Source organism: Rhodococcus sp. SGAir0479 (assembly GCF_005484805.1).
Lineage (GTDB): Bacteria > Actinomycetota > Actinomycetes > Mycobacteriales > Mycobacteriaceae > Prescottella.
Window position 1 is genome coordinate 933646 of sequence record NZ_CP039432.1, and the last position, 23003, is coordinate 956648.

Sequence of the window (23003 nt, forward strand, 5' to 3'; positions counted from 1 at the left end):
CAAGCGGCAAGGTCACGATCGAGCACGATGCACGGTTTCCGGGGTGCTTCAGCGCGCATACTGCGGAATATGACCACTCTCGATGCCACCGACGCCCGGCTCCTGCTCGAGTTGTCCCGTAGCCCGCGGGCCACCGGGGTGGAGCTTGCCAACCGTCTGTCTCTGTCCCGCAACACCGTTCAGTCGCGCCTGGCCCGCTGGGAAGGGGCCGGGGTCCTCGCCGGCTTCGACCGCCTGGTGGACCCACGCGCGCTCGGGTATCCGCTCGCGGCCTTCGTCGCGACGCGGGTGGACCAGCACCGGTTGGACGACGTCGTCGCCGCCCTCACCGGCATCCCCGAGGTGGTGGAGGTGTACGGGATGACCGGACTGACCGATCTGTCCGTGAAGGTGGTGGCCACCGACGCCGACGACCTGTACCGGCTGGCCGAGCGGATCCTCGAGATCCCCGGCGTCGAACGCACCAACATGGCGCTGGTGATGCGGGAGCTCGTCGGTCCGCGCACCGCACCACTGCTCGAGCGGGCGGCCGGCCGGTGAGTACCCCGGAGCTCCGCGTAATGCCCGCGGGGCGGCTTTCCGGCGACTAGCATCGGCGGACGGGCGCCGGGGGGCGACGGCCCCGCATCGTGAATCGGTCGTTTCCACCGTTCGGACGAAAACAACGAGGCACGTCAGGGGAGTGAGGCGAAATGGGTGTTGTCGGCCTGGACGAGGACGCCGTCGCGACCTGGATCACGGGGCTCGGAGTCGGTGCGCTGGCGCCGCTGTCGTTCGAGCGCATCGGCGGTGGGCAGTCCAATTTGACGTTCGCAGTGCGCGATTCGGGCGGCGGCCACTGGGTGTTGCGGCGTCCGCCGCTGGGGCGGCTGCTGGCCTCCGCGCACGACATCGAGCGCGAGTACCGGATCCTGTCGGCGCTGCAGGGCACCGGCGTCCCGGTCCCGAAGATGCTGGCCATCACCGCGGATCCCGCGATCACCGACGCCCCGCTGGTGCTGATGAGTTACGTCGACGGCATCGTCATCGACGACGAGGCGGTGGCCGAACAGTTGCCGCCCGAGCGGCGCCGCGCGATCGGGCTGTCGTTGCCGAAGGCGCTCGCGAGCATCCACCGGGTGGACCTCGAGAGCGCCGAGTTGCTCGATCTGTCGAGTACCAAGCCGTATGCCGCGCGCCAACTCAAGCGGTGGACGGCCCAGTGGGATCAGTCCAAGACGCACGATCTGCCCGAGATCGAATCCCTGGCCGAGCGGATGGGCCGCAACATCCCGGAGCAGACGGAAACCACGTTGGTGCACGGCGACTTCCACCTCAGCAACGTCATCACCTCGCCGGAGGACGGCCGGGTGGTCGCGGTGCTCGACTGGGAGCTGTGCACGCTCGGCGATCCGCTCGCCGACCTCGGCGGTCTGCTCGCGTACTGGCCGCAGCGCGACGACGGCGTGCGCGGCCCGTTCATGGCGTCGACGCTCGAGGGGTTCCCCACCCGGGACGAACTGGTCGAGGTGTACGTGCACGAGACCAATCGGGACGTCTCGGCGGTGGGATTCTGGCACGTGCTGGCGCTGTGGAAGCTCGCGATCATCGCCGAGGGAGTGCTGCGCCGCACCACCGACGACCCGCGTAACCGCGCCGAGCGGGGCGGTCCGACGGCCGAACTCATCGACGGCATCGTCCGCCGCGCCGTGACGACGGCGGATGCGGTGGGGCTGTCGTGAGGTCGGCGGGATACTGACAGCCGGCGCCGCGTGGTCTCAGGGCCACCAGAGTGCACCGACCGGCCGGCTAGTCCTCGGCGACGACGAGCAGGCTTGCGGCACTGCGAATCTCGGGCGGCATGGGAACCGGCCGGCGGGTCTCGGGGTCGACGAAGACGTACACGAACCGGCCGGTGGCGGCCAGCACCAGCAGGTCGTCGGGATCCTCACGGAAGACCGCGAGCGTGAACACGACGCTGCTGGTGCCGAGGTGGTCGACGGACAGCCCCACGTGCAGCTGGTCCGGGAACGACAGCTCGCGCACGAAGCGGCACGAGGCTTCGGCGACGATCCCGATCGACGGCAGCTCGCGAATGTCGAGTCCGGTACTGGCCATGAGCCAGCCGCTGACGGCGGTGTCGAAGTACGCGTAGTACCCGGCCCCGTTCACGTGTCCGTAGTCGTCGTTGTCGGCCCACCGGGTCGGCACCGGCCACAGCGCCGGGAACGCCTCGGCGCGCGGCTCGGGCTCGTCGCGGGTGGCCATGGGATCAGACGATAATGCCTCGTCGGCGGCTACCGCAGCTCATCGTCGCGGCGCAACAACAGCGGAACGACGAACCACACGGTGCCGAACACCGCGGCGGTGCCGCCACCGATGACCTTCGCGGCCCAACCGCCGACGGCGATCTCGGCGACGATCAGCACCGTGCCCACCATCGCCGCCGCCAGGAACACCGAGCCGGCCAGCGCGCACCGCGTGGCCTGGCGCAGGATGTCCTCGCGGCGACGGTGCCGGAACAGCATCCGGTGCCACACCGCGGGCGCGATCAGCAGTGCCGACGACATCGCCGCGCACAGGACGGTGATCAGGTGCAGCGTCCGCACGTACGAGGACTGTTCGGCGTAGACGTCGGTGAAGACGATCGTGAGCAGGAACGCGAACAGGATCTGCACACCGGCCTGCTGCACCCGCAGTTCCTGCAGCAGCTCACTGAAGTTGCGGGCGAGACGCGTGCTGTGCGACTCGTCCGGGGTCCGGGAGGGCAGCTCGGTGGTCATCTACGACCTCGAGAACTCCGAGGCTCGGCGGATCTGGTCGTCGGTGGGACGCACGCCGGTGTAGAGCACGAACTGCTCGGCCGCCTGCAGGGCGATCACCTCGGCGCCCGTGACGACCGTCAGGCCGCGGGCGGTGGCGGCGCGCACCAGCGGCGTGTCCGGCGGCATCGCGACCACGTCGAACACCGCCTCGGCCGCGTCGATCGCCGCCTCGGGGAACGGCAGCGCCTCGGCGTCGGGGCCGCCGGACATCCCGATCGGAGTGGCGTTGACCAGCAGCTGCGGGTGGGCCGCGCCGAGGTCGGGCTGCCACTCGAAACCGTAGGTCTGTGCCAGCGCGGCACCCGTCTCGCGGTTGCGGGCGACGACGGTGACCGTCTCGAAGCCGCTGTCTCGCAGCGCGGCCACCACCGCCTTGGCCATGCCGCCGCTGCCGGCGACCGCGACCGTCAGCTCGGGCCGCAGCTGTGCGCGGTGCAGCAGATCGGCCACGGCCTGGTAGTCGGTGTTGTAGGCGTGCAGCTCGCCGTTCTCGTTGACGATCGTGTTCACCGAGTCGATCGCCGACGCCGACGGGTGCACCACGTCGACGTGCTCGATGCAGGCCTCCTTGAACGGCATCGACACCCCGCACCCGCGGATGCCGAGGGCGCGGATGCCGGCGATCGCGGTCGGCAGGTCGGTGGTGGTGAACGCCTTGTAGACGAAGTCGAGCCCGAGCTCGTCGTAGAGGTAGTTGTGGAAGCGGGTGCCGATGTTGCTGGGCCGGCCCGACAGCGAGATGCACAGGCGGGTATCCCGGGTGACGGTGTCGATGATCGTGCGGCTCACCCGTCCACGCTAACCGGCGGTCCGGGCCGGCGCCGGTCACTCCTGCGGACAGGTCTGCGCGACGGCGGCCAGCGCGTCGCGGTCGGTCGCGGTGACCGGCAGGTGGTACCGGACGGCGACGCCGAGGTATTTACCGACGTAGAAGCAGCGGTAGGCGGGGTCCGGCGGCAACCAGTCCGCCGGAGTCCCGTCCCGTTTCGCCTGATTCTCCGGTCCGCTCACCGCCAGCAGGTTGTAGGTGACATCGTTCGCGAAATCGCGGCGCCGCTCGGGTGACCACGCGGCGGCGCCCATGTCCCACGCCGCGGCGAGCGGATAGACGTGGTCGATCTGTACCGCCCCCGCGTCCCGCTTGGCGAAGGCGACGGTCCGCCCCGAGTACGGGTCGGCGAGAGTGCCCGCCAGCACGACGCAGTCGCGGGTGCCTTCCCGATACTCGACGTCGGTCAGGGTGGCGGCGAGGACGTTGTTGCGGGTGTCGCAGCCGTCGTGGCCGCCGGGGCCGGAGTGGTCGTCGGACCAGGCCGGTCCGAACACGCAGCCCTCCCCGGACCCGCAACCCCGCTCGTAACCGGCGACGTCGGGCCGGGATGCGACCACCTCGACGCGGGCCAGCAGCTGTTCGACCGCGGCGCGCGCGGGACTGCCCGGCACGGACCGTCCACCGTCGGGCGCGAGACCGCACGCCGCCACCGCCCACACCGCCGTGGCCGCCACCGCGCCCACCACAATCCGACCCTGCTTCACCGCTGCCCCTCCCCGGACGGCCTCGTGTCGGGGTCAGTGTGCCCGGCGGTGCCGACAGCGGTCGGTCAGGAATGCGGGAACTTGGCGGCGTGGACGGTGCCGACGTCGACGCCGTCGTGCCCGATCAGCCACGAGCCGCCGTTCCGCCGGCACTCGGCGATCTTGCCGAACACGGCCAGGAGGAAACCGATCGCCTGCTCCGGGGACGCGGTGGTGGCCAGGCGGTGGGATTCGCCGTGCTTGGTGACGTCGAGCCACACCCCGGACTGCCCGTCGAGGCGCATCGCGACGATGTGGTCGGCATCGACGAAGGCGACCTTGCGCTGCTGCCACGGCGTTGCGGGCGAGTACACCTGTTCGAAGACCTGAAGCATGATCGTCATGGGCGCCGACCTTCCCTCTGCGCCCAGTATGGCCTGGTCCCGGGGCGGAAGCCAGGCGTGTCGGTGCGGGCTGGTTGGATGGATCGCATGCTGCACGGGCTCTGGTCGCCGGGCGCGGGCCTCATGCTCTGGCGGGGCCCGCACGCCGAGCTGCCCGAGCTGCCCGAGCCCCTCGCCCGGGTCCTGCGGCGGCGCTTCCGGCGGCACCACACGGTGCAGGTCCCGGACGCGGTGGGAGTGCGGCCCGAGCGGGTCCCGGTCCTCGCGCTCGCGCCGCCCGAGGCCGCCGACGTGCTGCTCGCGGTCCCCGACGACGCACCCGGTATCGCGGGCGACCTGCGTTACCTGGCGCACGTCGCCCGCGGCGTCGAACGATGGGCGCGGGCCGGACGCGTCGTGCCCGAGCTGTACCGGGCCGAGGGGCACTGGTGGCCGCGGTGGCGGTTGCTCGGCGGGGAACGGCAGCGGGCGTGGCTGGCCGAGCTGGCCGCTGCGATGCCACCGGTGCAGCGGTACGAGGGCACGCCGCGGGAAGTCCTCGACGATTTCGTGGCCGAGCTGACCGACGCCGTCGTTCGTGATCTGCTCGGCGACCGGGACGCCGCCCACCCGTTGCTGCGCGCGCTGCTGCGCGGTGAGCCGTACGACGGCGGCAACCACAAGATGGCCACCGGTCTCGACGCGTGGCGCGAGAGTCTCACCGTCGACGAACCGGAACTGGTGCTGCGGCTACTCGAGCCGGAGGGCGACGAGGAGGCCGATCTCGCCGACGACGCGCTGTGGCGCCTGCAGGTGTGTCTGCGTACCGAGGGGGAGGCGCCCACCCCGATCCTGTTGCACCGCACGGAGGCCCGGCTGCTCGAGATCGGGGTCCGGAAGCTGGGGGCCGCCGTCGCCGCCTATCCGCGGCTGCGGGACCTGCCCACCGATCCGGACAGCCTCGATCTGCTGCTGCCGACCGCGGTGGTGACCGACCTGGTGCTGCACGGGGCGCGTGCGTTGCAGCACGCCGGGATCGCGCTGCTGCTGCCGCGCGCGTGGGCGGCGGTGTCGCCGTCGCTGCGGGTACGGGTGTCGTCGCCGCCGGTCCCCGCGGCCGCCGAGGACCGGGCGGTCGGCATGAACGAGATCGTCGGCTACGACTGGGAACTGGCGCTCGGGGACGCCGTCCTCACCCCCGACGAGCTGACCCGTCTCGCCGACACCAAGGGCGACCTGATCCGGTTGCGCGGACAGTGGGTGCAGGCCGACGCCGCCGTCCTGGCGCAAGCGGCGCGCTATGTGACGCAACGCAATTCCGAGGAGGAGGGCACACTCGGCGGTCTGCTGGCGCAGCTCACCGAGGCCGAGCGGCCCCCGGTGCCGGTCGAGGACGTGCAGGCCTCCGGCTGGGTGGGCACGCTGCTCGACGGCACCCTCGAGCCCACCCCGGTGCCCCCGCCGCCGGGACTGCGGGCGGAGTTGCGGCACTACCAGCAGCGCGGCCTGGACTGGCTGGCGTTCATGAGCGAGACCGGTCTGGGAGCGGTGCTCGCCGACGACATGGGACTCGGCAAGACCCTGCAGCTGCTGGCGCTGCTGGCGCACGAACGTGCCGACACCCCGACGCTGCTGGTGTGCCCGATGTCGGTGGTGGGCAACTGGCAACGCGAGGCCGCCCGGTTCGTGCCCGACCTGCGAGTGCACGTCCACCACGGCGCGGACCGCAGTCGCGGCGACGACCTCACCGCCGCGGTCCGGGAAAGCGACCTGGTCGTCACCACGTACTCGCTGCTGGCGCGTGACGTCGAGGCGTTGGGCGCGCAGTCGTGGCGGCGGGTGGTGCTCGACGAGGCGCAGCACATCAAGAACGCCGCGACCGCGCAGGCCCGCGCGGCCCGCGCGATTCCCGCCGAGCACCGCGTCGCGCTGACCGGGACGCCGGTGGAGAACCGGCTCGACGAGCTGCGGTCCATCCTCGACTTCGTCAATCGCGGAATGCTCGGCAGCCCACAGGCTTTCCGCGCCCGGTTCGCCGTGCCCATCGAGCGCGAGCACGACGAGGCCGCGATCACCCGGCTACGGGCGGTGACGTCGCCGTTCATCCTGCGGCGCGTCAAGACCGATCCGGCCGTGATCTCCGACCTGCCCGAGAAGCAGGAGATGACGATGCGCGCGAACCTGACCGTCGAGCAGGCCGCGCTGTACCGGGCGGTGGTCGACGACATGTTGAAGAAGATCAAGGACACCGAGGGCATGCAGCGCAAGGGCGCGGTGCTCTCGGCGCTCACCCGGCTCAAGCAGGTGTGCAACCATCCCGCGCACTTCCTCGGCGACGGGTCCGGCGTGCTGCGACGCGGGCGGCACCGCTCCGGCAAGCTCGGGCTGGTGGAGGACATCCTCGAGTCGGTGACCGCCGACGGGGAACGGGCCCTGCTGTTCACCCAGTTCCGGGAGTTCGGTGAGCTGGTCGTGCCGTACCTCGAGGAGCGGTTCGGTACCGACGTGCCGTTCCTGCACGGCGGTGTCCCCAAGGCCCGCCGGGACCGGATGGTGGAGCGGTTCCAGGGTCCGGACGGTCCGCCGATCATGCTGCTGTCGCTCAAGGCCGGCGGCACCGGTCTGAACCTGACCGCCGCCAACCACGTCGTGCATCTGGATCGGTGGTGGAACCCGGCGGTCGAGAACCAGGCCACCGACCGGGCCTTCCGGATCGGGCAACGCCGTGACGTGCAGGTCCGCAAGCTCGTGTGCGTCGGCACCCTCGAGGAGCGGATCGATGCGATGATCTCCGACAAGCAGGAACTCGCGGACCTCGCGATCGGCACCGGGGAGCGGTGGATCACCGAGATGGACACCGACCAGCTGCACGATCTGCTGACCCTCGGCGACGAGGCGGTGGGCGAATGAGTCCGCAGCGCGGCCGGCCGGATTTCAGCACGTTCGGCAAACGGCACCCCGTGGTCGGTGGTGTGGAGGCGTCGTCCAAACGCGGCGCGTTCGCGCGCGGCTGGTGGGGGCGTGCGTTGATCGACGCGCTCGAGCAGGTGGGCGACACCGGCCGGCTCAGCAGGGGCCGCACGTACGCCCGCGGCGGCCAGGTGGTCGCGCTGCACATCGCGCCCGGCCGCGTCACCGGTGAGGTGCAGGGCAGCCAGCCCGCGCCGTTCACCGCGGAGCTGACCGTGGGCACGCTGGACGACGAGCACACCGCCGAACTGGTCGAGAAGATCCGCGCCACCCCGGGCACCCTGGCCGCGCTCGCTGCCGGCGCCGTGCCGCAGGAGTTGGCGCCGATGCTGCTCCCGGACGGCGGCCGGGAACTGGACTTCGACTGCACGTGCCCCGATCCCGGCTGGCCCTGCAAGCACGTCGCCGCGGTGGCCTACCTGCTGGCCGAGCGCGTCGACCGCGAGCCGCTGACGATGCTGACCGTGCGGGGCCTCGACCTGGACGCGCTGATGCGCGCGGTCGGCGGAGACGAGGACGATTCCGGCCCCGCCGCCGGCGACGACCACTTCGGCGACCGTGCCCGCTACGAGCAGTTGCCCCAGGTCGACTTCGTCGCCGCCCCGGACGATCTCGACGCGCTGCTGCTGCGCAAGGTGCTGCGCGCGGGCGCCGAGGACGAGTCGGACGTGGCGCAGGCTCTGCGCGATCTCGACGAGTGCTACCGCGCGCTGGGGAGCGGTTACCGGCGGCGACGTTGAGCGTCGGCTACGGCCGCAGGAGGGTCTTGATCGCGCGGCGCTCGTCCATCGCTCGGTAGCCCTCGGCGGCGTCTTCGAGCGGCAGCGCCAGGTCGAACACCTTGCCCGGGTCGATCTGCCGGTTCCACACGAGATCGATCAGCTCGGGCAGGAAGCGGCGGACCGGGGCGGGCCCGCCGTGCAGATGCACCGCGGAGAAGAACAGCTCGTTGCCGGGCAGGTTCACGTCGTGCGAGACCCCGACGTACCCGACGTGGCCGCCCGCCCGGGTGGACCGGATCGCCTGCATCATCGATTCCTGCGTGCCGACCGCCTCGATCACCCCGTGGGCGCCGAGCCCGCCGGTGAGTTCCCTGACCCGCTCGATTCCGGCGTCGCCGCGCTCCGCCACGATGTCGGTGGCCCCGAACTCCTCGGCCAGTCGTTGCCGGGATTCGTGCCGGCTCATCGCGATGATCCGTTTGGCCCCGAGGGTCTTGGCGGCCAGTACACCGAGAAGCCCGACGGCCCCGTCACCGACGACGGCGATGGTCTTGCCCGGCCCAGCCTCGGCGGCGACCGCCCCGAACCAGCCGGTGCCGAGCACGTCGGACGCGGCCAGCAGGCTCGGCACCAAGCTCTCGTCCGGCAACCCGGGCGTCGGGACGAGGGTGCCGTCGGCGAGCGGGATCCGGGCGTACTGGGACTGGGTGCCGATCCCGCCGATCGGCACGCTGTGGAAGCACCGGCTCTGGTACCCGGCGCGGCAGATCTCGCAGGTGTTGTCGGAGGCGAAGAACGATCCGACCACGAACTGCCCGGGTCGGATCGTGCGGACCTCGGCGCCGACCTCCTCGACGATCCCGACGTATTCGTGTCCCATCACCGCCGGTCCGTGCACGTCCTCGATGCCGCGATACGGCCACAGGTCCGACCCGCACACGCACGTCGCCGTCAACCGGATGACGGCGTCGGTCTGCTCGACGACGACCGGATCCTCCCGGTCGACCACCTGCACGTCGCCCGGCGCGTTCAGGACGACACCACGCATGGTCAGAACCTCCTCGCGTCTCGTCGGTTCCCGCCGGTCGGATTCCGCCCGCAGGACCACTCGACATCGACCCTACCGAGACGGCGGCAGCGCGACCGGGATCCAGTACCGTCCCGTCCATGGCCTGGTTGGTGCTCGGCGTGCTGGGGTTCGTCGCGGTGACGGCTGCCGTGGTCGGGCCCCGGCGCGCCCGGCTCCGGCGGGCGCCGGGCTTCCCCTGGTTCTGGGTGGTCCTTCCCGCCACGGCCGTCGCCGTCGCCGCGGCGGTCGGCGTGTTCGCGTGGCCACAGGCGGTGACCGGCGCGGGCAGCTTCTGGTGGGATCGCCCCTGGTCGGGACCGTCGACGCTGCAGTTCCTGTCGCACGAGCAGTATCAGCGGCTGGTGACGCTGCGCCGGCTGCGATGGGTGCTGCCCCCGGCGTCGGTTCTCGGCGTCGCTTCGTGCGTGTGGGCTTGGCGGCAACGCCGCGTGTGAGCGGGCCCGTCGCCTAGCATCGCCACGAACACCACCGTCGATTTCCCGAGCGAACAGGAGCCGTTCATGCGTCTGCGCGACAACCCCACCGTCGAGGTCTCCGAGCATCTGGCGTGCAGCCCCGAGCAGGCGTGGGCTCTGGTCACCGACATCGAACTGCCCACCCGCACCGACGGCGAACTGCAGCGGGTCGAATGGCTGGACGGCGTAACCGAAGTGGCGGTCGGCGCCCGATTCCGCGGGTACAACGCCAGCACGCAGATGGGGCAGTGGCACACCGAGCCGGAGATCATCGAGGTCGAGCAGGGGCGGCGCTGGGTGTGGTGTGTGGGCTCGGTGGACGATCCTGTGGCCGTCTGGGGCTTCGAGGTCGACCCCGACGGTGACGGTGCCGTCGTCCGGCAGTGGGCGAAGGCCGGCACGGGCCGATCCCCGCTGGCCGAGTTCGTCGAGCTGCACCCCGACAAGGAAGGCGCGATCGTCGCCCACCGGTTGGCGGTGTGGCGCGACGGGATGGCGGCCAACCTCGCGATGCTCGCGAAGTCGGCCGCCGCACCCGTCTGACGGGCCTACGGCGCCGCCGCAATGACGTCGGTCGCCCGGTGGGGGTGGGCGACCTCGTCGACGACGAGCACCGTGCTGTCGGAGTTCTCGGTGCGCAGGCCCACGATCTTCTGGTAGGCGTCCGAGCGGTACCACTGCAGTGCGCGTGCCCGGTCCGGGAACTCGATGACGACGAGGTCTCCCACCCAGTCACCCTCGAGGACGGTCTTCTCGGAGCCGTGCACGACGAAGCGCCCCGCGAACGGTGCGAGCGTGGCGTCGATGCGCTCGAGGTACTCGACGATGTCGGCACCGAAGTCGACCGAGCGCAGATGGCCGATGGCGAAGGCGGACATGTTTTCTCCTCGGTGTGATCGGGGTGGTCAGGCGGTGGGCACCTTGTCGAGGAACCCGAGAACGGTGCGCACCTTGCCGCCGGGAGCCCGTTCGAGGACGTCGAAGCCGACGACCAGCGGCTCCGCCCCGGCCGGCCCGAGTGCCCACGCGAAGCGGGCCTGGTCGTGGTGGGCGTCCACGTCTCCGGCGAGTTCGAAGCGCATGCCCTCGAACTGTTGCTGCACCGCCCCGACGAGGGCGTTGATCGCGGTGTGCCCCTCGGCGCTGCCGATCGGGTCGACGTAGCGTCCGTCCTCGGCCCACAACTCCGCGACGAGGGCGGCCCGCTTGTCGGCGTCGGTCTCGTTCCAGGTGTCCAGGTAGTTCCGAACCACGGTGTCGAAGTCGTTCACGGCGAACCCCTTTCGAAGTCGGCCGCCCGGTGCGGCCGTCGGAAACGAGCCTGCGCCGTCGGGGTCACCCGGTCGATTACCCCGAAGGTAATGGGACTCGTTCCCGCCGCGTTCTAGGGTCGAGGGCATGACGCGAGCACAGCAGTCGGTCGGCGACCAGATCCGGTGGTGGCGTGGACATCGCCGGATGACGCAGCTCGATCTCGCGAACCGCGCCGAGGTCTCGACCCGGCACGTCAGCTTCCTCGAGACGGGCCGTTCGCGTCCCACCCGCGCGATGCTGCTGCGGCTCGGGGAGCATCTCGACATCCCGCTGCGGGAGCGTAATTCGATGCTGCTCGCGGCGGGGTTCGCGCCGGCCTACCCGGAACATGCGCTGACCGACGTGCCGATGGCGATCGTCTCCGACGCGATCCGCACCATCCTGGCCGCGCACGCCCCGATGCCGGCGCTGGTGGTCGACCGGCACTGGCACCTGGTGGACGCCAACGAGACCGTGGCGCTGTTGACCGACGGCGCGGCCGCGTGGCTGCTGGAACCGCCGGTGAACGTGCTGCGCCTGAGTCTGCATCCGGAGGGCATGGCGCCGCGAATCACCAACCTCGCTCAGTGGCGTGCCCACGTGTTGCACCGGCTCGACCGGCAGATCGACGCGACCGACGACACCGACCTCCGACGCCTGCGGACCGAGCTCACCGGCTACCCCGGCGGTGTCGACGCCGCCGAGGCGGGGCCGGCGCTGGTGGTGCCGTTGCGGGTCCGGGTGGGGGAGCGGGAACTGTCGTTCCTCAGCACGACCACCGTGTTCGGCACGCCGCTCGACGTCGCGGTGTCCGAGCTCGCGATCGAGACGTTCTTCCCGGCCGACGCGGCGACGGCCGCGTTCCTGGGCACCCGGCAATAGGGCGCGGACCAGGCGCCCTGCCGACCGCCTCTACCGTGGAGGCTGGCATGCGTGGCGGCGAAGGGACTGCGGTGGGGCTACGGCGACGAGCGACGGCGGTGGTGGGCGTCGCGGCGCTCGCGGCCGCCGCCGTCGCGGGCTGCGGCAGCTCCACCCGGCAGGGCTCGGACGGCGTCGCGTGGGAGCCGTGCACGGACCTGGCGGCGTATGTCGGCGACCTCGGCGTGGACAGCGCGGTGGTCGACCGCCTGCAGTGCGCCGTACTCGACGTCCCGCTCGACTACGCCGATCCTGCCGGCCGGACCGTCGAGCTCGCCCTCAGCCGCGTCGTCGGTACGGATCCGGCGGCGCCGCCGGTGTTCGTCAACCCCGGCGGCCCGGGAGTCGAGGGGCGCAGTATGGCCGCCACCGTCGCCTCCGAGTTGGGGCTCGGCGCCACCGTGGTCGGGATCGATCTGCGCGGCACCGGGTACTCGTCGCGCCTCGACTGCACCGGACCGGACGAGCCGGACACCCGTGACGACGCCGGCCTCACGGCGTACGCCGACGCGATCGCCGTTGCCAACCGGGACTGCGTCGACGCCGACCCGGCCTTCCTCGCGAGCCTCACGACGGCCACGGCCGCGCGCGATCTCGACACGGTCCGCCGGGCCCTCGGTCTCGACGTCGTCGACTTCCTCGGGGTGTCGTGGGGCACGGTGCTGGGCGCCGAGCTGCAGACCCGGTACCCGCAGCACCTGCACCGCGTCGTCCTCGACAGCATGGACTACACCGGAACATCCGGGGCCGACGCGCTGCGCACCCTCGCGACGGCCGACCCGGACGTCCCGCCGGATCTCCTGCCCGAGCCCGCCGACCTGGCGGCCCCGGTGGACGGCGGAGCCGCCCCCGACGAGCCCGACGTTCCGCCGGGGGACGCCCCCGGACCCGAGGACGACGACGCGCCGCTCGACCCCGACACCGCCGAATTCCTCGAGCGTTCGTTCGACGCGTGGGCCGGTACCGGATACATCTGCAACAGCCTCGACCCGGTGGGCGACGGCGCCGCCCAGCTCGCGGAGCACCGCGCCCTCAGCACCGAGCTGGGGCGTGACCCGCAGCGGCGCATCGAATTTCCCGCCGATTCCGCCGTGCCGGGGGTGAGCCTGTGCAGCGGCTGGCCGCTGCCGGCCGAGGGCACGGCCGTCGCGAACACCGGGACGGATCTGCTGATCATCGGGCACCGCGACGAGTACGTCACCCCGTACGTGTGGGCGCTGGACGCGCGTACCGCCATGGGCGGCCAATTGCTCACGATCGAGGACGGGATCCACGGGTCCACGGTCGGGTCACGCTGCGGCGCCCTGGTGACGGAGTTTCTCGGTTCCGGCCGGCTCTCGGAGCAGACCTGCGACCCGCACTGACCGTTCGGGCATCGAGCAGCGGTGCGCGCAGGGTGTCCATCGGCTGATCTCCGTCCGGGAAGCGATCGCCAGGCGGCAGGAAGGCCGGTCTGTCCGGCGTTTCACCCGGCTACCTGCGGTTCGGGGAAATGGCGGGATACCACCCCTGGACTTGCGTGGACATCCAACTATAGGATGAGCGAAGAACGCCGGAGGTGACGCACGTCTCCTCCGGGCTCCGCGACGACCAGCAAAGGACGGGTTCGGACAATGAGCGTTCGAGAGCTCTCCCATTTCATCGGCGGCAAGCGCATCCCCGGTGCGTCCGGCAGATTCGCCGACGTCTTCGACCCCAACACCGGCCGGGTGCAGGCCCGCGTCCCCCTTGCCGACCGGTCCGAGACCGAGGCGGCGATCGCCGACGCGGCCGAGGCGCAGAAGGAGTGGGCGTCGTGGAACCCGCAGCGCCGCGCCCGCGTACTGATGCGGTTCCTGCAGCTCATCCAGGACGAGATGGACCCGCTGGCCCGCCTGCTGTCGTCCGAGCACGGCAAGACGATTCCGGACGCCAAGGGTGACATCCAGCGAGGCCTCGAGGTGGTCGAGTTCGCGACCGGCATCCCGCACCTGCTCAAGGGCGAGTACACCGAGGGCGCCGGGTCCGGCATCGACGTCTTCTCGATGCGGCAGCCGCTCGGCGTCGTCGCCGGCATCACCCCGTTCAACTTCCCGGCCATGATCCCGTTGTGGAAGGCGGCGCCCGCGCTCGCGTGCGGAAACGCCTTCGTGCTCAAGCCCTCCGAGCGGGACCCGTCGGTGCCGCTGCGCCTGGCCGAGCTGTTCCTCGAGGCCGGTCTGCCGCCGGGAGTGTTCAACGTCGTCAACGGTGACAAGGGCGCCGTCGACACCCTGCTCACCGATCCGCGAATCAAGGCCGTCGGCTTCGTCGGCTCCACCCCGATCGCGCAGTACATCTACGAGACTGCCGCCGCGCACGGCAAGCGCGCCCAGTGCTTCGGCGGCGCCAAGAACCACGCCATCGTCATGCCCGACGCGGATCTCGACCAGGTGGCCGACGCCCTCGTCGGTGCCGGCTACGGCTCCGCCGGTGAGCGCTGCATGGCCATCTCGGTCGCGGTGCCGGTGGGCGAGGAGACTGCGGACGCGCTGGTCGCGAAGCTCTCCGAACGTGTCGCGAAGCTGCGGATCGGTCGCTCGGACGACGAGACCGCCGACTTCGGGCCGGTGGTCAGCAAGGACGCCCTCGACCGCGTGAACGGCTACGTCCAGATCGGTGTCGACGAGGGCGCCGAACTCGTCGTCGACGGCCGCGGCTTCACCCTCGAGGGGAACGAGGACGGTTTCTTCGCCGGCGCAACGCTGTTCGATCGCGTCACCCCGGACATGCGGATCTACAAGGAGGAGATCTTCGGTCCCGTCCTGCAGGTGGTGCGTGCACCCGACTACGAGGAGGCGCTGCGGCTGCCGTCCGAGCACGAGTACGGCAACGGTGTCGCGATCTTCACCCGCGACGGCGACACCGCCCGCGACTTCTGCGCGCGCGTCGACACCGGCATGGTCGGGGTCAACGTCCCGATTCCGGTGCCGATCGCTTACCACACCTTCGGCGGCTGGAAGCGCTCCGGCTTCGGCGACCTCAACCAGCACGGCCCGGACTCGATCCGCTTCTACACCAAGACCAAGACGGTCACCCAGCGCTGGCCGTCGGGCGCGAAGGAAGCCGCGTCGAATCACTTCGTCATCCCGACGATGGACTAGGGGAGCGGGCAAAGTGTTCATCCTCACCGACGACGAGCGCGCGATCAGCGACACCGCCCGCGACTTCGCCGCCGAGTACCTGGCGCCCCACGCGGTCGAGTGGGATCAGACCAAACACTTCCCGGTGGACGTGCTGCGCAAGGCCGGGGCACTCGGCATGGGCGGCATCTACATTCGCGAGGACGTGGGCGGCTCCGGTCTCTCCCGCCTCGACGGGGTGCGAATCTTCGAGCAACTCGCCACCGGCTGTCCGTCGATCGCCGCGTACGTCTCCATCCACAACATGGTCACGTGGATGATCGACGAGTTCGGCGACGACGCGCAGCGGCGGCAGTGGGTGCCCGGGCTGGCGTCGATGGAGCAGCTCGGCAGTTACTGCCTCACCGAGCCGGGCGCCGGATCGGACGCCGCGGCGTTGTCCACCAAGGCCGTTCGCGACGGCGACGACTACGTGCTCACCGGGGTCAAGCAGTTCATCTCCGGGGCCGGGACGTCCGACGTGTACGTCGTCATGGCACGCACCGGCGGGACGGGCGCGCGGGGTGTCTCGGCGTTCATCGTGCCGAAGGACTCGCCGGGACTGTCGTTCGGCGCCAACGAGAAGAAGATGGGCTGGAACGCCCAGCCCACGCGGCAGGTGATCCTCGACGCGGTGCGGGTGCCCGCGGCGAACCTGCTCGGCGGCGAGGGCGAGGGCTTCCGGATCGCGATGAGAGGTCTCAACGGCGGCCGCCTCAACATCGCCGCGTGTTCGGTGGGCGGCGCGCAGGCCGCGCTGGGCAAGGCCGTCTCGTACCTGACGGAACGGAAGGCCTTCGGGTCCGCGCTGGTGGAATCGCAGGCGCTGCAGTTCCGGTTGGCCGACATGCGGATCGAACTCGAGGCCGCCCGCACGCTGCTGTGGCGGGCGGCGGCCGCGTTGGACGGCGCTGCCGCCGACGCGGTCGAACTGTGCGCGATGGCGAAGCGATTCGCCACCGACACCGGCTTCACGGTGGCGAACGAGGCGCTGCAATTGCACGGCGGTTACGGCTATCTGGCGGAATACGGATTGGAGAAGATCGTGCGTGATCTGCGGGTACACCAGATCCTGGAGGGCACCAACGAGATCATGCGGGTCGTCGTGGCCCGCGCGGTGGTCGGATCGGCGGGTGCGGCGTGAGCGCGGCCGACGAACCCGTCCAGCGCACCAGCGTGAGCGAGGCGAACGACGCCGTCCAGCACCCGAACGTGAGCAGGTCGAACGAGGCCGCGGTCCCGCGCAGCGGCGTGAGCGAGCCGGAGGTGGTCGTCGAGCGGGCCGGCACGCTGGGCCGGATCGTCCTCAACCGTCCCCGGGCGATCAACGCCCTCAACCACGCGATGGTGCAGACCATCGCGGCCACGCTGCTCGAATGGGCGGACGACGACTCCGTGCACGCGGTGCTGCTCACCGGCGCCGGTGAACGCGGGCTGTGCGCCGGCGGTGACATCGTCTCGATCTACCACGACGCCCGCGAGGGCGGCAGCGGGTCGGCGGACTTCTGGCGCGACGAGTACGTGCTCAACGCCGCGATCGCGCGCTACCGGAAGCCGTACGTGGCCATCATGGACGGCATCGTGATGGGCGGCGGTGTCGGCGTGTCCGCACACGGCGGGATCCGGGTCGTCACCGAACGGTCGACCATCGGCATGCCCGAGGTGGGCATCGGTTTCGTCCCCGACGTGGGCGGCACCTACCTGCTCTCGCGGGCGCCGGGCGAACTCGGCACGCATGTCGCGCTGACGACGGCGCGGATGAGTGCGGGTGACGCCATCGCCTGCGGGTTCGCCGACCACTTCGTGCCCTCGGACCGGCTACCGGAGTTCGAGGAGGCACTGGCCGGCGGTTCGGTGGAGGACGCGATCGCCCGATTCGCCCGGCCCGCACCGGATTCGGAGCTCGCCGCGGAGCGGAGCTGGATCGACGCGGCCTACGCTGCCGACAGCGTCGAAGAGATCGTCGCGAACCTCCGTGACAGTGGAGTGCCGGAGGCCGCGGCGGCGGCCGAACAGATCCTGGGGAAGTCCCCGACCGCGGCCAAGGTGACGTTGCGGGCGCTACGACGGGCCCGCGGGCTCGACACCCTCGAGGCCGTCCTCGACGAGGAGTACCGGGTCTCCCTGGCGTGCCTGCAATCCCGTGATCTGGTGGAGGGCATCCGCGCCCAGGTGGTAGAGAAGGACCGTAACCCCGCGTGGTCGCCCCCGACCCTCGAGGAGGTCACCGCCGAACATGTCGATCGCTTCTTCGAACCCCTCGGTGACGCCGAGCTCGGTCTCGGGGCGGCACTGGTCAGTGGGGAGGAACAGCGATGAGCACAACCGACATCACCGTCGGATTCGTCGGGCTCGGCCACATGGGCGGGCCGATGGCGGCCAACCTCGTGAAGGCCGGCTACGCCGTGCGGGGGTTCGACCTCGTCCCGGCGGCACTGGAACAGGCACGCCGGGACGGTCTCACCGTCGTGGAGTCCGCCGTCGACGCGGCCACCGACGCCGACGTCGTGATCACGATGCTGCCCAGTGGACGGCACGTGCTCGACCTCTACCAGGGCGGCCTGCTCTCGGCGGCACGCCACGGCACCCTGTTCGTCGACTGCTCCACCATCGACGTCGCGGATGCCCGTGCCGCCCACGAACTGGTCGATCAGGCCGGGCACCGCGGCGTCGACGCGCCGGTGTCGGGCGGCGTGATGGGCGCGGCGGCGGGCACCCTCGCGTTCATGGTCGGCGGCGCCGACGAGGACGTCGAGGCGGTGCGCCCACTGCTCGAGGTGATGGGCCGCAAGGTCGTGCACTGCGGTGGGCCCGGGGTGGGGCAGGCCGCCAAGATCTGCAACAACATGATCCTCGGGGTTTCGATGATCGCGATCAGCGAGGCGTTCGTGCTCGGGGAGAAGCTGGGTCTGAGCAACGAGGCGCTGTTCGACGTCGCATCCAACGCGTCCGGGCAGTGCTGGGCGCTCACCACCAACTGCCCGGTGCCGGGGCCGGTGCCGACGAGCCCGGCGAACAACGACTACCAGCCGGGGTTCGCGGCCGCGCTCATGGACAAGGACCTCGGGCTCGCCGCGAACGCACTGCGCACCAACGGCGTCGACGGGGAGCTGGGACTGCGCGCCGCAGAACTGTACCGCCGGTTCCACGAGACCGGGCACGGCGGCGAAGACTTCTCGGCGATCATCAGGGACATCAGAGACAGGTCGAACGGAGAGACTCGATGACGGATTACCAGACCATCCAGGTCGGACGCACCGGCCGCGTGGGCATGATCACGCTCAACCGCCCCGAGGCGCTCAACGCCCTCAACTCGCAGCTGATGTCGGAGATGGTCCAGGCCGTCGACGAATTCGAGAGGGACCGCGGCATCGGCGCGATCCTCGTCACCGGATCCGAGCGTGCGTTCGCGGCCGGCGCCGACATCAAGGAGATGCAGAGCAAGTCGTTCATGGACATGTACCTGGACGACTGGTTCTCGGCGTGGGACCGAATCGCCACCGCCCGCAAGCCCATCGTGGCCGCGGTGGCCGGGTACGCACTCGGCGGCGGCTGCGAGCTCGCGATGATGTGTGACGTGCTGATCGCCGCCGACTCGGCCAAGTTCGGCCAGCCGGAAATCAAGCTGGGAGTGCTGCCCGGAATCGGCGGGTCGCAGCGGCTCACGCGCGCCATCGGCAAAGCCAAGGCGATGGACCTGTGCCTCACCGGTCGCACGATGGATGCCGAGGAGGCGGAGCGCGCCGGACTGGTGTCGCGCGTCGTCCCCGCGATCGACCTGCTCGACGACGCCATCGCGACCGCGTCGAAGATCGCCGACATGTCGCTGCCGATCGCGATGATGGTCAAGGAATCGGTCAACCGGGCGTTCGAGTCGACGCTGTCGGAGGGCGTGCGGTTCGAGCGCCGGGTGTTCCACTCCGCCTTCGCGACCCAGGACCAGAAGGAAGGCATGGCCGCGTTCAGCGAGAAGCGCGAGCCCAACTTCGGTCACCGGTAGGCGCGGCGCGGGCCGCAGTCGCACTCGGCTGCGGCCCGCTAACCGAACGCGGCCTGGACCTCCGCCGGAAGCGCGCCGTCCGGGGCCGTCGGACGCCAGCCCGTGCTCTCGTCCAGGTAGACCGGGCCGGCGGCCGAGGACAGCCACAACTGGTCGGCTCCGGACAGCCAGTGCATCCGGGTGTCCGGCGTCGCCGCAGTGCGCGTCACCTCGGCGCCGGAGCCGTCGACCACGACGACCCACCACTGGCCGTCCTGTACCAGCCGCGCCTGTCGTCCACCCTCCGACGTGGCGGTGGTCAGCGCGGTGACGGGCGGCGGGGGCGTGGTGGTCTCGGCAGTTGCGGACGTCGGGCCGGCCGGAGGCGTCGACACCGTGTCCGACGGGGGAGTACCGAGATCCGCGGGCGTCGTGGTCGCCGACGCCCCGGTGGGCGATGCGCCACCTGTCGGCGCTCCGGTCGCCGGCGCGGTGTCCGAGGTCGGTGTCGGCTGCGCCTGTGCGGTGGTCGAGGAGCTTCCGGAGACCGGCGCGGTGGTCGTCGCCGCGTCGGGGGCCGATCTCGCGAGCGCCGTGGCCGCGCAGGCAGTCGCGGTCTTGCCGACGGTGAGCCGCTGGGTCACGAACCCCGCGGATTCCGCACCGCCGTTGACGGTCCGGATCTCCGCGATCGCGGTGGTGCCGGAGAGCACTCCGGAGTCCAGGTCGGAGCCGAGCACGGTGGTGCTGACGGGTTGACCGGCCTGTGCGGGTACCGACGTCACCGTCCGCCGGAGCACGATGTTGCGGTTGTTCTCGTTGCGGACCGAGACGTTGTACGTGTACGGCGATCCCAGATGTGGCCACGACAGCACCGCGCGAGCCGGCTGCGTTCCGGCCGGCTGCGACACACACGTCACCGACGTCGGGGGCGGCACGTACGCCGCCGAACCGCTCTGCTCGCCGCGGGTGGTACTGCAGTACAGATCCTCGTTACCGAGCTGGATGTGCTGTGAGACGCCGATGCCGCGCCAGTCGGTGGAGACCGCCCCCGAGGAGGTGGGCGGGCCGGGGAGCATCGTGTGGATCTCGGCGTCGTACCGCCAGATGGCTGCGTGCGAGGGCATGCCGGTGCCGTCGATGGCGAAAGACACCGGGTCGCCGGTCTTTCCGCTCGTCGGGGTGACGTCCCAGGTCCGCCAGATCATCCCGTCCAGGTCCCGCAGGATGATGCGGTACCGGTACGGGGCGCCCAGATGCGACCACGTCAGGGTCACCGGGTCGGGCCCCGAGACACTCTTGTCGCTGCAGGTGACGTAGCTGGATCCGCTGACGTACCGGTCGATGCGGGGCACGAAGGCCGCCTTCGTCACGAGTCCGCCGGTGACTCCGGTCGCGGTGTCGGTATAGGCCGCCGCCGTGGACGGCACGCGCACGGTGCTCACGAGGGCCAGTGCCGCGACCGCGACCGCGGTGCCCGCCGTCAGCCGCGCACCGCTGCCGCCCTCGTCGGACGCGTCTTCGCGGCGGTCGAGCCAGCCCGGCCGCACGGCCACCGCCACCAGCAGACCCACGAGGACCCCGCCGGCGAACACGGCCTGCGGGCCCGACAACCACACCACCGCGTAGCCGAGCTTCTCGACGTGGAACAATACCCTGCCCGCGGTCTCGACGTGGTACGGCTGCGCGTCCTCGTCGGCGTTCGCATCGCCCTTCAGTCGCAGCGTGGCGGTGCTGCCGGCGACCGCGTCGACAGCCACGACACGGTGTGTGATCCGTTGCCCTGTCTGGTCTTCCACGCACGCCACGTCGCCCGGGCGGAGGTCCGAGGCGGGCACCGTGCGGGTGAAGGCGAGCGCGCCGGTGCCGATGTCGGGTTCCATGGATCCGGACCGGAAGATCAGTGGCTTGATCCCGAACGCCAGCGCCGCCACTGTGGCGACGATGCACACACTGCCGAACACCGCGCCCACCCACAGTGCGATGCGGACCATCCGTCTCATGACTGCCTCCCGGCGGTGGCCGTGAACACCAGGCGCACCGTGCTGAGGGTTTGGTTCTGGACATTCACCGGGGCCGATGCGGCCAGGCGCACCGACACGCAGAGCAACTCCGTTCCGGTTCGCGCGACCACCGGCCGCGGCGTGGCGATCACCGGAACCGATCCGGCGGCCGCGAGTGGGGCCTCGGCGACCTTCGTCCCCGAACAGGAACCCGATCGCAGGCCCGCGGTCGTGGTGTTGGTGGCGGTGCCACCGGAGTGCGTGGCGACGAACAGTTGCGAGGCCACCGGCGGACTCCCGGTCGGGGTGGTCGCTGCCATCGTGTAGGTGAGCGGCAGCGTGCCCTTGTTCTGCACGGTCACCATGGCTGCCACGCTCTCACCGGGCAGCAGATTCGTCGCCGCCAACGTGTTCATCGCGAGGGTCTTCGTGTTGTCGAGTTGAAGGGTGATGGTGCCGGTGCCGAAGGTGCCCGAGGTGGCGGTCGCCTTCTCGTTCCACGCGGCCAGAGTGCCCACCGCCCCGATACCGAGAATCCCACCGAGACAGAGCAGGGCGCGCACCCGGACGCCGGTCCGGTGCCTGCGCAGAACGGGGGCGAGGCGCATTGCTCACTTCTTCCGACGGTTGCGGGCGTCCTGGACCACGTTGTAGAGGGCGTAGCCGACGAGTACCACGATCACGACCGCCACGGTCAGGGCGCGTTTCTGCCCGGACAGCCAGTTGTTGACGTGTCCCAGATACGGGATGCTGTACCAGACCTCGCCGCGGACCTGTTCCGCCCGTACCGGTTTCGGGTCCGGGCTGTCGTTGGCATCGCCCTGCGTCACGAACGAGACCTCGCCCTTGGCGTTGTGGCGCACCGCGATGATGCGATGCGTCACCACTTCGGGTCGTCCCGATTCCAGTTGGTAGGTGATCGGGATTCCGATCGCGAGGTCGTCGACCTCGGCGGGTCGCACGACGACGAGTGTGCCGGGCGGATACGTGGGGCGCATCGATCCGGTGAGGACTGTGAAACGCTCCGCTCCGGCCACGGCCGGGACCACGATCGTGGCCGCCAGCAGCGCGAACATCGCCAGCAGCGCCGTCCAGCCGAGAACGGTCCGGAGCCACCATGTGCGGCCGTCGGTGTCGGCCCGCGCCGGCGCGCTCATACCGAGCTCGCTGCGAAATCGAGGGTCACCGCGGTGGTCGTGTTGGGGGAGGCGTCGGCGCCCACCGTGGCACGGAAGCACCAGACCATCGTCTCCTGCGGGTGCAGCACCGGTGCCCACTGGGGCGCGGTCGGCGCCTGCGCGGCCGGGAGCGGCCCGTCGTAGAGCGCGGCACCGGCGGGCGGTGAGGATGTGGGGCACCCACCCTCGGTCGCCACCGTCCACACCCCGAGCGTGAGCGGCAGCGCCGCGGAACTCTGCCGCGCCGACTGCAACCGATACCGCATATCGACGTCGCCTGCGTTCCGTACGGTCAGCGCGCGCTGCACCACCGAACCCGGTGCCAGGTCGGCGCCCCCGAATCCGGTGAACTGGTAGTTCTGCACCTGCGTCTGGGGAGCCGCACCTCCGACCCGCAGCGCGAGCGTGCCGGACCGGATGGTGCCGCCGTCGATCCTCGTCTCACCGCGCCAGAGCGCACCCGTCTGCTCGGCCGCCCCGAGCGCCACGAACGCCACCGCCGCACCGGCGACCGCCACCCACCTCGCCCCACGCATCAGGACCCCCGGAA

Annotated in this window: 25 protein-coding genes; 13 read left to right on the forward strand and 12 right to left on the reverse strand. The window is 71.0% G+C overall.

The window, feature by feature from the left end; translation table 11 throughout:
- The first annotated feature begins 69 nt into the window (after nt 1-69).
- Complete coding sequence (locus E7742_RS04320) at nt 70-540, forward strand: Lrp/AsnC family transcriptional regulator (RefSeq protein ID WP_137797817.1); 471 nt, start codon at nt 70-72, stop codon at nt 538-540.
- Between the two features lie 152 nt (nt 541-692).
- Nucleotides 693-1721 (forward strand): phosphotransferase family protein, encoded by a 1029-nt coding sequence (locus E7742_RS04325; protein WP_137797818.1) that lies wholly within the window; start codon nt 693-695, stop codon nt 1719-1721.
- A gap of 67 nt (nt 1722-1788) precedes the next feature.
- Here the strand turns inward: E7742_RS04325 and E7742_RS04330 are convergent, their stop codons facing one another.
- The 5 genes from E7742_RS04330 to E7742_RS04350 form a co-directional block, all read right to left on the reverse strand.
- The gene (locus tag E7742_RS04330; RefSeq protein ID WP_137797819.1) at nt 1789-2247 is read right to left on the reverse strand and encodes an acyl-CoA thioesterase; all 459 of its coding nucleotides are present in this window, start codon (nt 2245-2247) and stop codon (nt 1789-1791) included.
- Between the two features lie 29 nt (nt 2248-2276).
- Nucleotides 2277-2762: a DUF6328 family protein gene (locus tag E7742_RS04335; protein ID WP_137797820.1), complete on the reverse strand. Its 486-nt coding sequence runs from the start codon at nt 2760-2762 to the stop codon at nt 2277-2279.
- On the reverse strand, nt 2763-3593 hold the full coding sequence (locus tag E7742_RS04340) for a shikimate 5-dehydrogenase (RefSeq protein ID WP_137797821.1): 831 nt from the start codon (nt 3591-3593) through the stop codon (nt 2763-2765).
- Between the two features lie 36 nt (nt 3594-3629).
- Nucleotides 3630-4340 carry an HNH endonuclease family protein gene (locus tag E7742_RS04345; protein ID WP_137797822.1) on the reverse strand — a complete coding sequence of 237 codons (711 nt, stop codon included), beginning with the start codon at nt 4338-4340 and terminating at the stop codon, nt 3630-3632.
- 65 nt (nt 4341-4405) lie between these two features.
- On the reverse strand, nt 4406-4723 hold the full coding sequence (locus E7742_RS04350) for a hypothetical protein (RefSeq protein ID WP_137797823.1): 318 nt from the start codon (nt 4721-4723) through the stop codon (nt 4406-4408).
- Between the two features lie 87 nt (nt 4724-4810).
- On the opposite strand from E7742_RS04350, the gene E7742_RS04355 reads away from it, so the two are divergent.
- Both E7742_RS04355 and E7742_RS04360 read left to right on the forward strand, forming a co-directional pair.
- A complete protein-coding gene (locus E7742_RS04355) occupies nt 4811-7612 on the forward strand; it encodes a DEAD/DEAH box helicase (RefSeq protein ID WP_175420403.1) in 2802 nt (933 codons plus the stop codon).
- A complete protein-coding gene (locus tag E7742_RS04360) occupies nt 7609-8412 on the forward strand; it encodes an SWIM zinc finger family protein (protein WP_137797825.1) in 804 nt (267 codons plus the stop codon). The genes E7742_RS04355 and E7742_RS04360 overlap by 4 nt, the downstream gene beginning before the upstream one ends.
- 7 nt (nt 8413-8419) lie before the next feature.
- On the opposite strand, the gene E7742_RS04365 is transcribed toward E7742_RS04360, so the two are convergent.
- A complete protein-coding gene (locus E7742_RS04365) occupies nt 8420-9442 on the reverse strand; it encodes a zinc-dependent alcohol dehydrogenase family protein (RefSeq protein WP_137797826.1) in 1023 nt (340 codons plus the stop codon).
- Between the two features lie 119 nt (nt 9443-9561).
- Between E7742_RS04365 and E7742_RS04370 the strand changes: the two genes are divergently transcribed.
- Both E7742_RS04370 and E7742_RS04375 read left to right on the forward strand, forming a co-directional pair.
- Complete coding sequence (locus E7742_RS04370; protein ID WP_137797827.1) at nt 9562-9918, forward strand: amino acid permease; 357 nt, start codon at nt 9562-9564, stop codon at nt 9916-9918.
- 66 nt (nt 9919-9984) lie between these two features.
- Nucleotides 9985-10482: an SRPBCC family protein gene (locus E7742_RS04375; RefSeq protein ID WP_137797828.1), complete on the forward strand. Its 498-nt coding sequence runs from the start codon at nt 9985-9987 to the stop codon at nt 10480-10482.
- 5 nt (nt 10483-10487) lie between these two features.
- Here the strand turns inward: E7742_RS04375 and E7742_RS04380 are convergent, their stop codons facing one another.
- Both E7742_RS04380 and E7742_RS04385 read right to left on the reverse strand, forming a co-directional pair.
- Nucleotides 10488-10817: a DUF1330 domain-containing protein gene (locus tag E7742_RS04380; protein WP_137797829.1), complete on the reverse strand. Its 330-nt coding sequence runs from the start codon at nt 10815-10817 to the stop codon at nt 10488-10490.
- Nucleotides 10818-10844: 27 nt separating this feature from the next.
- Nucleotides 10845-11210: a nuclear transport factor 2 family protein gene (locus tag E7742_RS04385; protein ID WP_137797830.1), complete on the reverse strand. Its 366-nt coding sequence runs from the start codon at nt 11208-11210 to the stop codon at nt 10845-10847.
- A gap of 127 nt (nt 11211-11337) precedes the next feature.
- On the opposite strand from E7742_RS04385, the gene E7742_RS04390 reads away from it, so the two are divergent.
- The 7 genes from E7742_RS04390 to E7742_RS04420 all read left to right on the forward strand — a co-directional run bounded on the left by E7742_RS04390 (nt 11338) and on the right by E7742_RS04420 (nt 19293).
- A complete protein-coding gene (locus E7742_RS04390; RefSeq protein WP_137797831.1) occupies nt 11338-12114 on the forward strand; it encodes a helix-turn-helix domain-containing protein in 777 nt (258 codons plus the stop codon).
- Between the two features lie 47 nt (nt 12115-12161).
- Nucleotides 12162-13517, forward strand: a complete 1356-nt coding sequence (locus E7742_RS04395; protein WP_137797832.1) for an alpha/beta fold hydrolase — start codon at nt 12162-12164, stop codon at nt 13515-13517.
- 249 nt (nt 13518-13766) lie between these two features.
- Nucleotides 13767-15275, forward strand: a complete 1509-nt coding sequence (locus tag E7742_RS04400) for a CoA-acylating methylmalonate-semialdehyde dehydrogenase (protein WP_137797833.1) — start codon at nt 13767-13769, stop codon at nt 15273-15275.
- A gap of 13 nt (nt 15276-15288) precedes the next feature.
- On the forward strand, nt 15289-16437 hold the full coding sequence (locus E7742_RS04405; RefSeq protein WP_137797834.1) for an acyl-CoA dehydrogenase family protein: 1149 nt from the start codon (nt 15289-15291) through the stop codon (nt 16435-16437).
- 107 nt (nt 16438-16544) lie between these two features.
- Nucleotides 16545-17612, forward strand: coding sequence for an enoyl-CoA hydratase/isomerase family protein (locus tag E7742_RS04410; protein WP_137801040.1), 1068 nt, complete (start codon nt 16545-16547; stop codon nt 17610-17612).
- Nucleotides 17609-18520, forward strand: coding sequence for a 3-hydroxyisobutyrate dehydrogenase (gene mmsB, locus E7742_RS04415; protein ID WP_137797835.1), 912 nt, complete (start codon nt 17609-17611; stop codon nt 18518-18520). The genes E7742_RS04410 and mmsB overlap by 4 nt, the downstream gene beginning before the upstream one ends.
- Nucleotides 18517-19293 carry an enoyl-CoA hydratase gene (locus E7742_RS04420; RefSeq protein ID WP_137797836.1) on the forward strand — a complete coding sequence of 259 codons (777 nt, stop codon included), beginning with the start codon at nt 18517-18519 and terminating at the stop codon, nt 19291-19293. The genes mmsB and E7742_RS04420 overlap by 4 nt, the downstream gene beginning before the upstream one ends.
- A gap of 38 nt (nt 19294-19331) precedes the next feature.
- On the opposite strand, the gene E7742_RS04425 is transcribed toward E7742_RS04420, so the two are convergent.
- From E7742_RS04425 to E7742_RS04440, 4 genes are read right to left on the reverse strand one after another with little or no spacing between them, the layout of a single operon-like run.
- Entirely contained in the window at nt 19332-21275 is a 1944-nt protein-coding gene (locus tag E7742_RS04425) for a signal peptidase I (RefSeq protein ID WP_137797837.1), read from the reverse strand.
- Entirely contained in the window at nt 21272-21883 is a 612-nt protein-coding gene (locus E7742_RS04430; RefSeq protein WP_137797838.1) for a TasA family protein, read from the reverse strand. The genes E7742_RS04425 and E7742_RS04430 overlap by 4 nt, the downstream gene beginning before the upstream one ends.
- A gap of 3 nt (nt 21884-21886) precedes the next feature.
- Nucleotides 21887-22432 (reverse strand): signal peptidase I, encoded by a 546-nt coding sequence (locus E7742_RS04435; RefSeq protein ID WP_137797839.1) that lies wholly within the window; start codon nt 22430-22432, stop codon nt 21887-21889.
- Nucleotides 22429-22989 (reverse strand): hypothetical protein, encoded by a 561-nt coding sequence (locus tag E7742_RS04440; RefSeq protein ID WP_137797840.1) that lies wholly within the window; start codon nt 22987-22989, stop codon nt 22429-22431. The genes E7742_RS04435 and E7742_RS04440 overlap by 4 nt, the downstream gene beginning before the upstream one ends.
- Nucleotides 22990-23003 lie beyond the last annotated feature (14 nt).

Excerpts from the sequence above, each read along its gene's own strand:
- E7742_RS04320 (WP_137797817.1), top strand. The coding sequence starts at position 70 with ATGACCACTCTCGATGCCACCGACGCCCGGCTCCTGCTCGAGTTGTCC.
- E7742_RS04325 (WP_137797818.1), top strand. The coding sequence starts at position 693 with ATGGGTGTTGTCGGCCTGGACGAGGACGCCGTCGCGACCTGGATCACG.
- E7742_RS04330 (WP_137797819.1), bottom strand. The coding sequence starts at position 2,247 with ATGGCCACCCGCGACGAGCCCGAGCCGCGCGCCGAGGCGTTCCCGGCG.
- E7742_RS04335 (WP_137797820.1), bottom strand. The coding sequence starts at position 2,762 with ATGACCACCGAGCTGCCCTCCCGGACCCCGGACGAGTCGCACAGCACG.
- E7742_RS04350 (WP_137797823.1), bottom strand. The coding sequence starts at position 4,723 with ATGACGATCATGCTTCAGGTCTTCGAACAGGTGTACTCGCCCGCAACG.
- E7742_RS04355 (WP_175420403.1), top strand. The coding sequence starts at position 4,811 with ATGCTGCACGGGCTCTGGTCGCCGGGCGCGGGCCTCATGCTCTGGCGG.
- E7742_RS04360 (WP_137797825.1), top strand. The coding sequence starts at position 7,609 with ATGAGTCCGCAGCGCGGCCGGCCGGATTTCAGCACGTTCGGCAAACGG.
- E7742_RS04365 (WP_137797826.1), bottom strand. The coding sequence starts at position 9,442 with ATGCGTGGTGTCGTCCTGAACGCGCCGGGCGACGTGCAGGTGGTCGAC.
- E7742_RS04370 (WP_137797827.1), top strand. The coding sequence starts at position 9,562 with ATGGCCTGGTTGGTGCTCGGCGTGCTGGGGTTCGTCGCGGTGACGGCT.
- E7742_RS04375 (WP_137797828.1), top strand. The coding sequence starts at position 9,985 with ATGCGTCTGCGCGACAACCCCACCGTCGAGGTCTCCGAGCATCTGGCG.
- E7742_RS04380 (WP_137797829.1), bottom strand. The coding sequence starts at position 10,817 with ATGTCCGCCTTCGCCATCGGCCATCTGCGCTCGGTCGACTTCGGTGCC.
- E7742_RS04390 (WP_137797831.1), top strand. The coding sequence starts at position 11,338 with ATGACGCGAGCACAGCAGTCGGTCGGCGACCAGATCCGGTGGTGGCGT.
- E7742_RS04395 (WP_137797832.1), top strand. The coding sequence starts at position 12,162 with ATGCGTGGCGGCGAAGGGACTGCGGTGGGGCTACGGCGACGAGCGACG.
- E7742_RS04400 (WP_137797833.1), top strand. The coding sequence starts at position 13,767 with ATGAGCGTTCGAGAGCTCTCCCATTTCATCGGCGGCAAGCGCATCCCC.
- mmsB (WP_137797835.1), top strand. The coding sequence starts at position 17,609 with ATGAGCACAACCGACATCACCGTCGGATTCGTCGGGCTCGGCCACATG.
- E7742_RS04420 (WP_137797836.1), top strand. The coding sequence starts at position 18,517 with ATGACGGATTACCAGACCATCCAGGTCGGACGCACCGGCCGCGTGGGC.
- E7742_RS04425 (WP_137797837.1), bottom strand. The coding sequence starts at position 21,275 with ATGAGACGGATGGTCCGCATCGCACTGTGGGTGGGCGCGGTGTTCGGC.
- E7742_RS04430 (WP_137797838.1), bottom strand. The coding sequence starts at position 21,883 with ATGCGCCTCGCCCCCGTTCTGCGCAGGCACCGGACCGGCGTCCGGGTG.
- E7742_RS04435 (WP_137797839.1), bottom strand. The coding sequence starts at position 22,432 with ATGAGCGCGCCGGCGCGGGCCGACACCGACGGCCGCACATGGTGGCTC.
- E7742_RS04440 (WP_137797840.1), bottom strand. The coding sequence starts at position 22,989 with ATGCGTGGGGCGAGGTGGGTGGCGGTCGCCGGTGCGGCGGTGGCGTTC.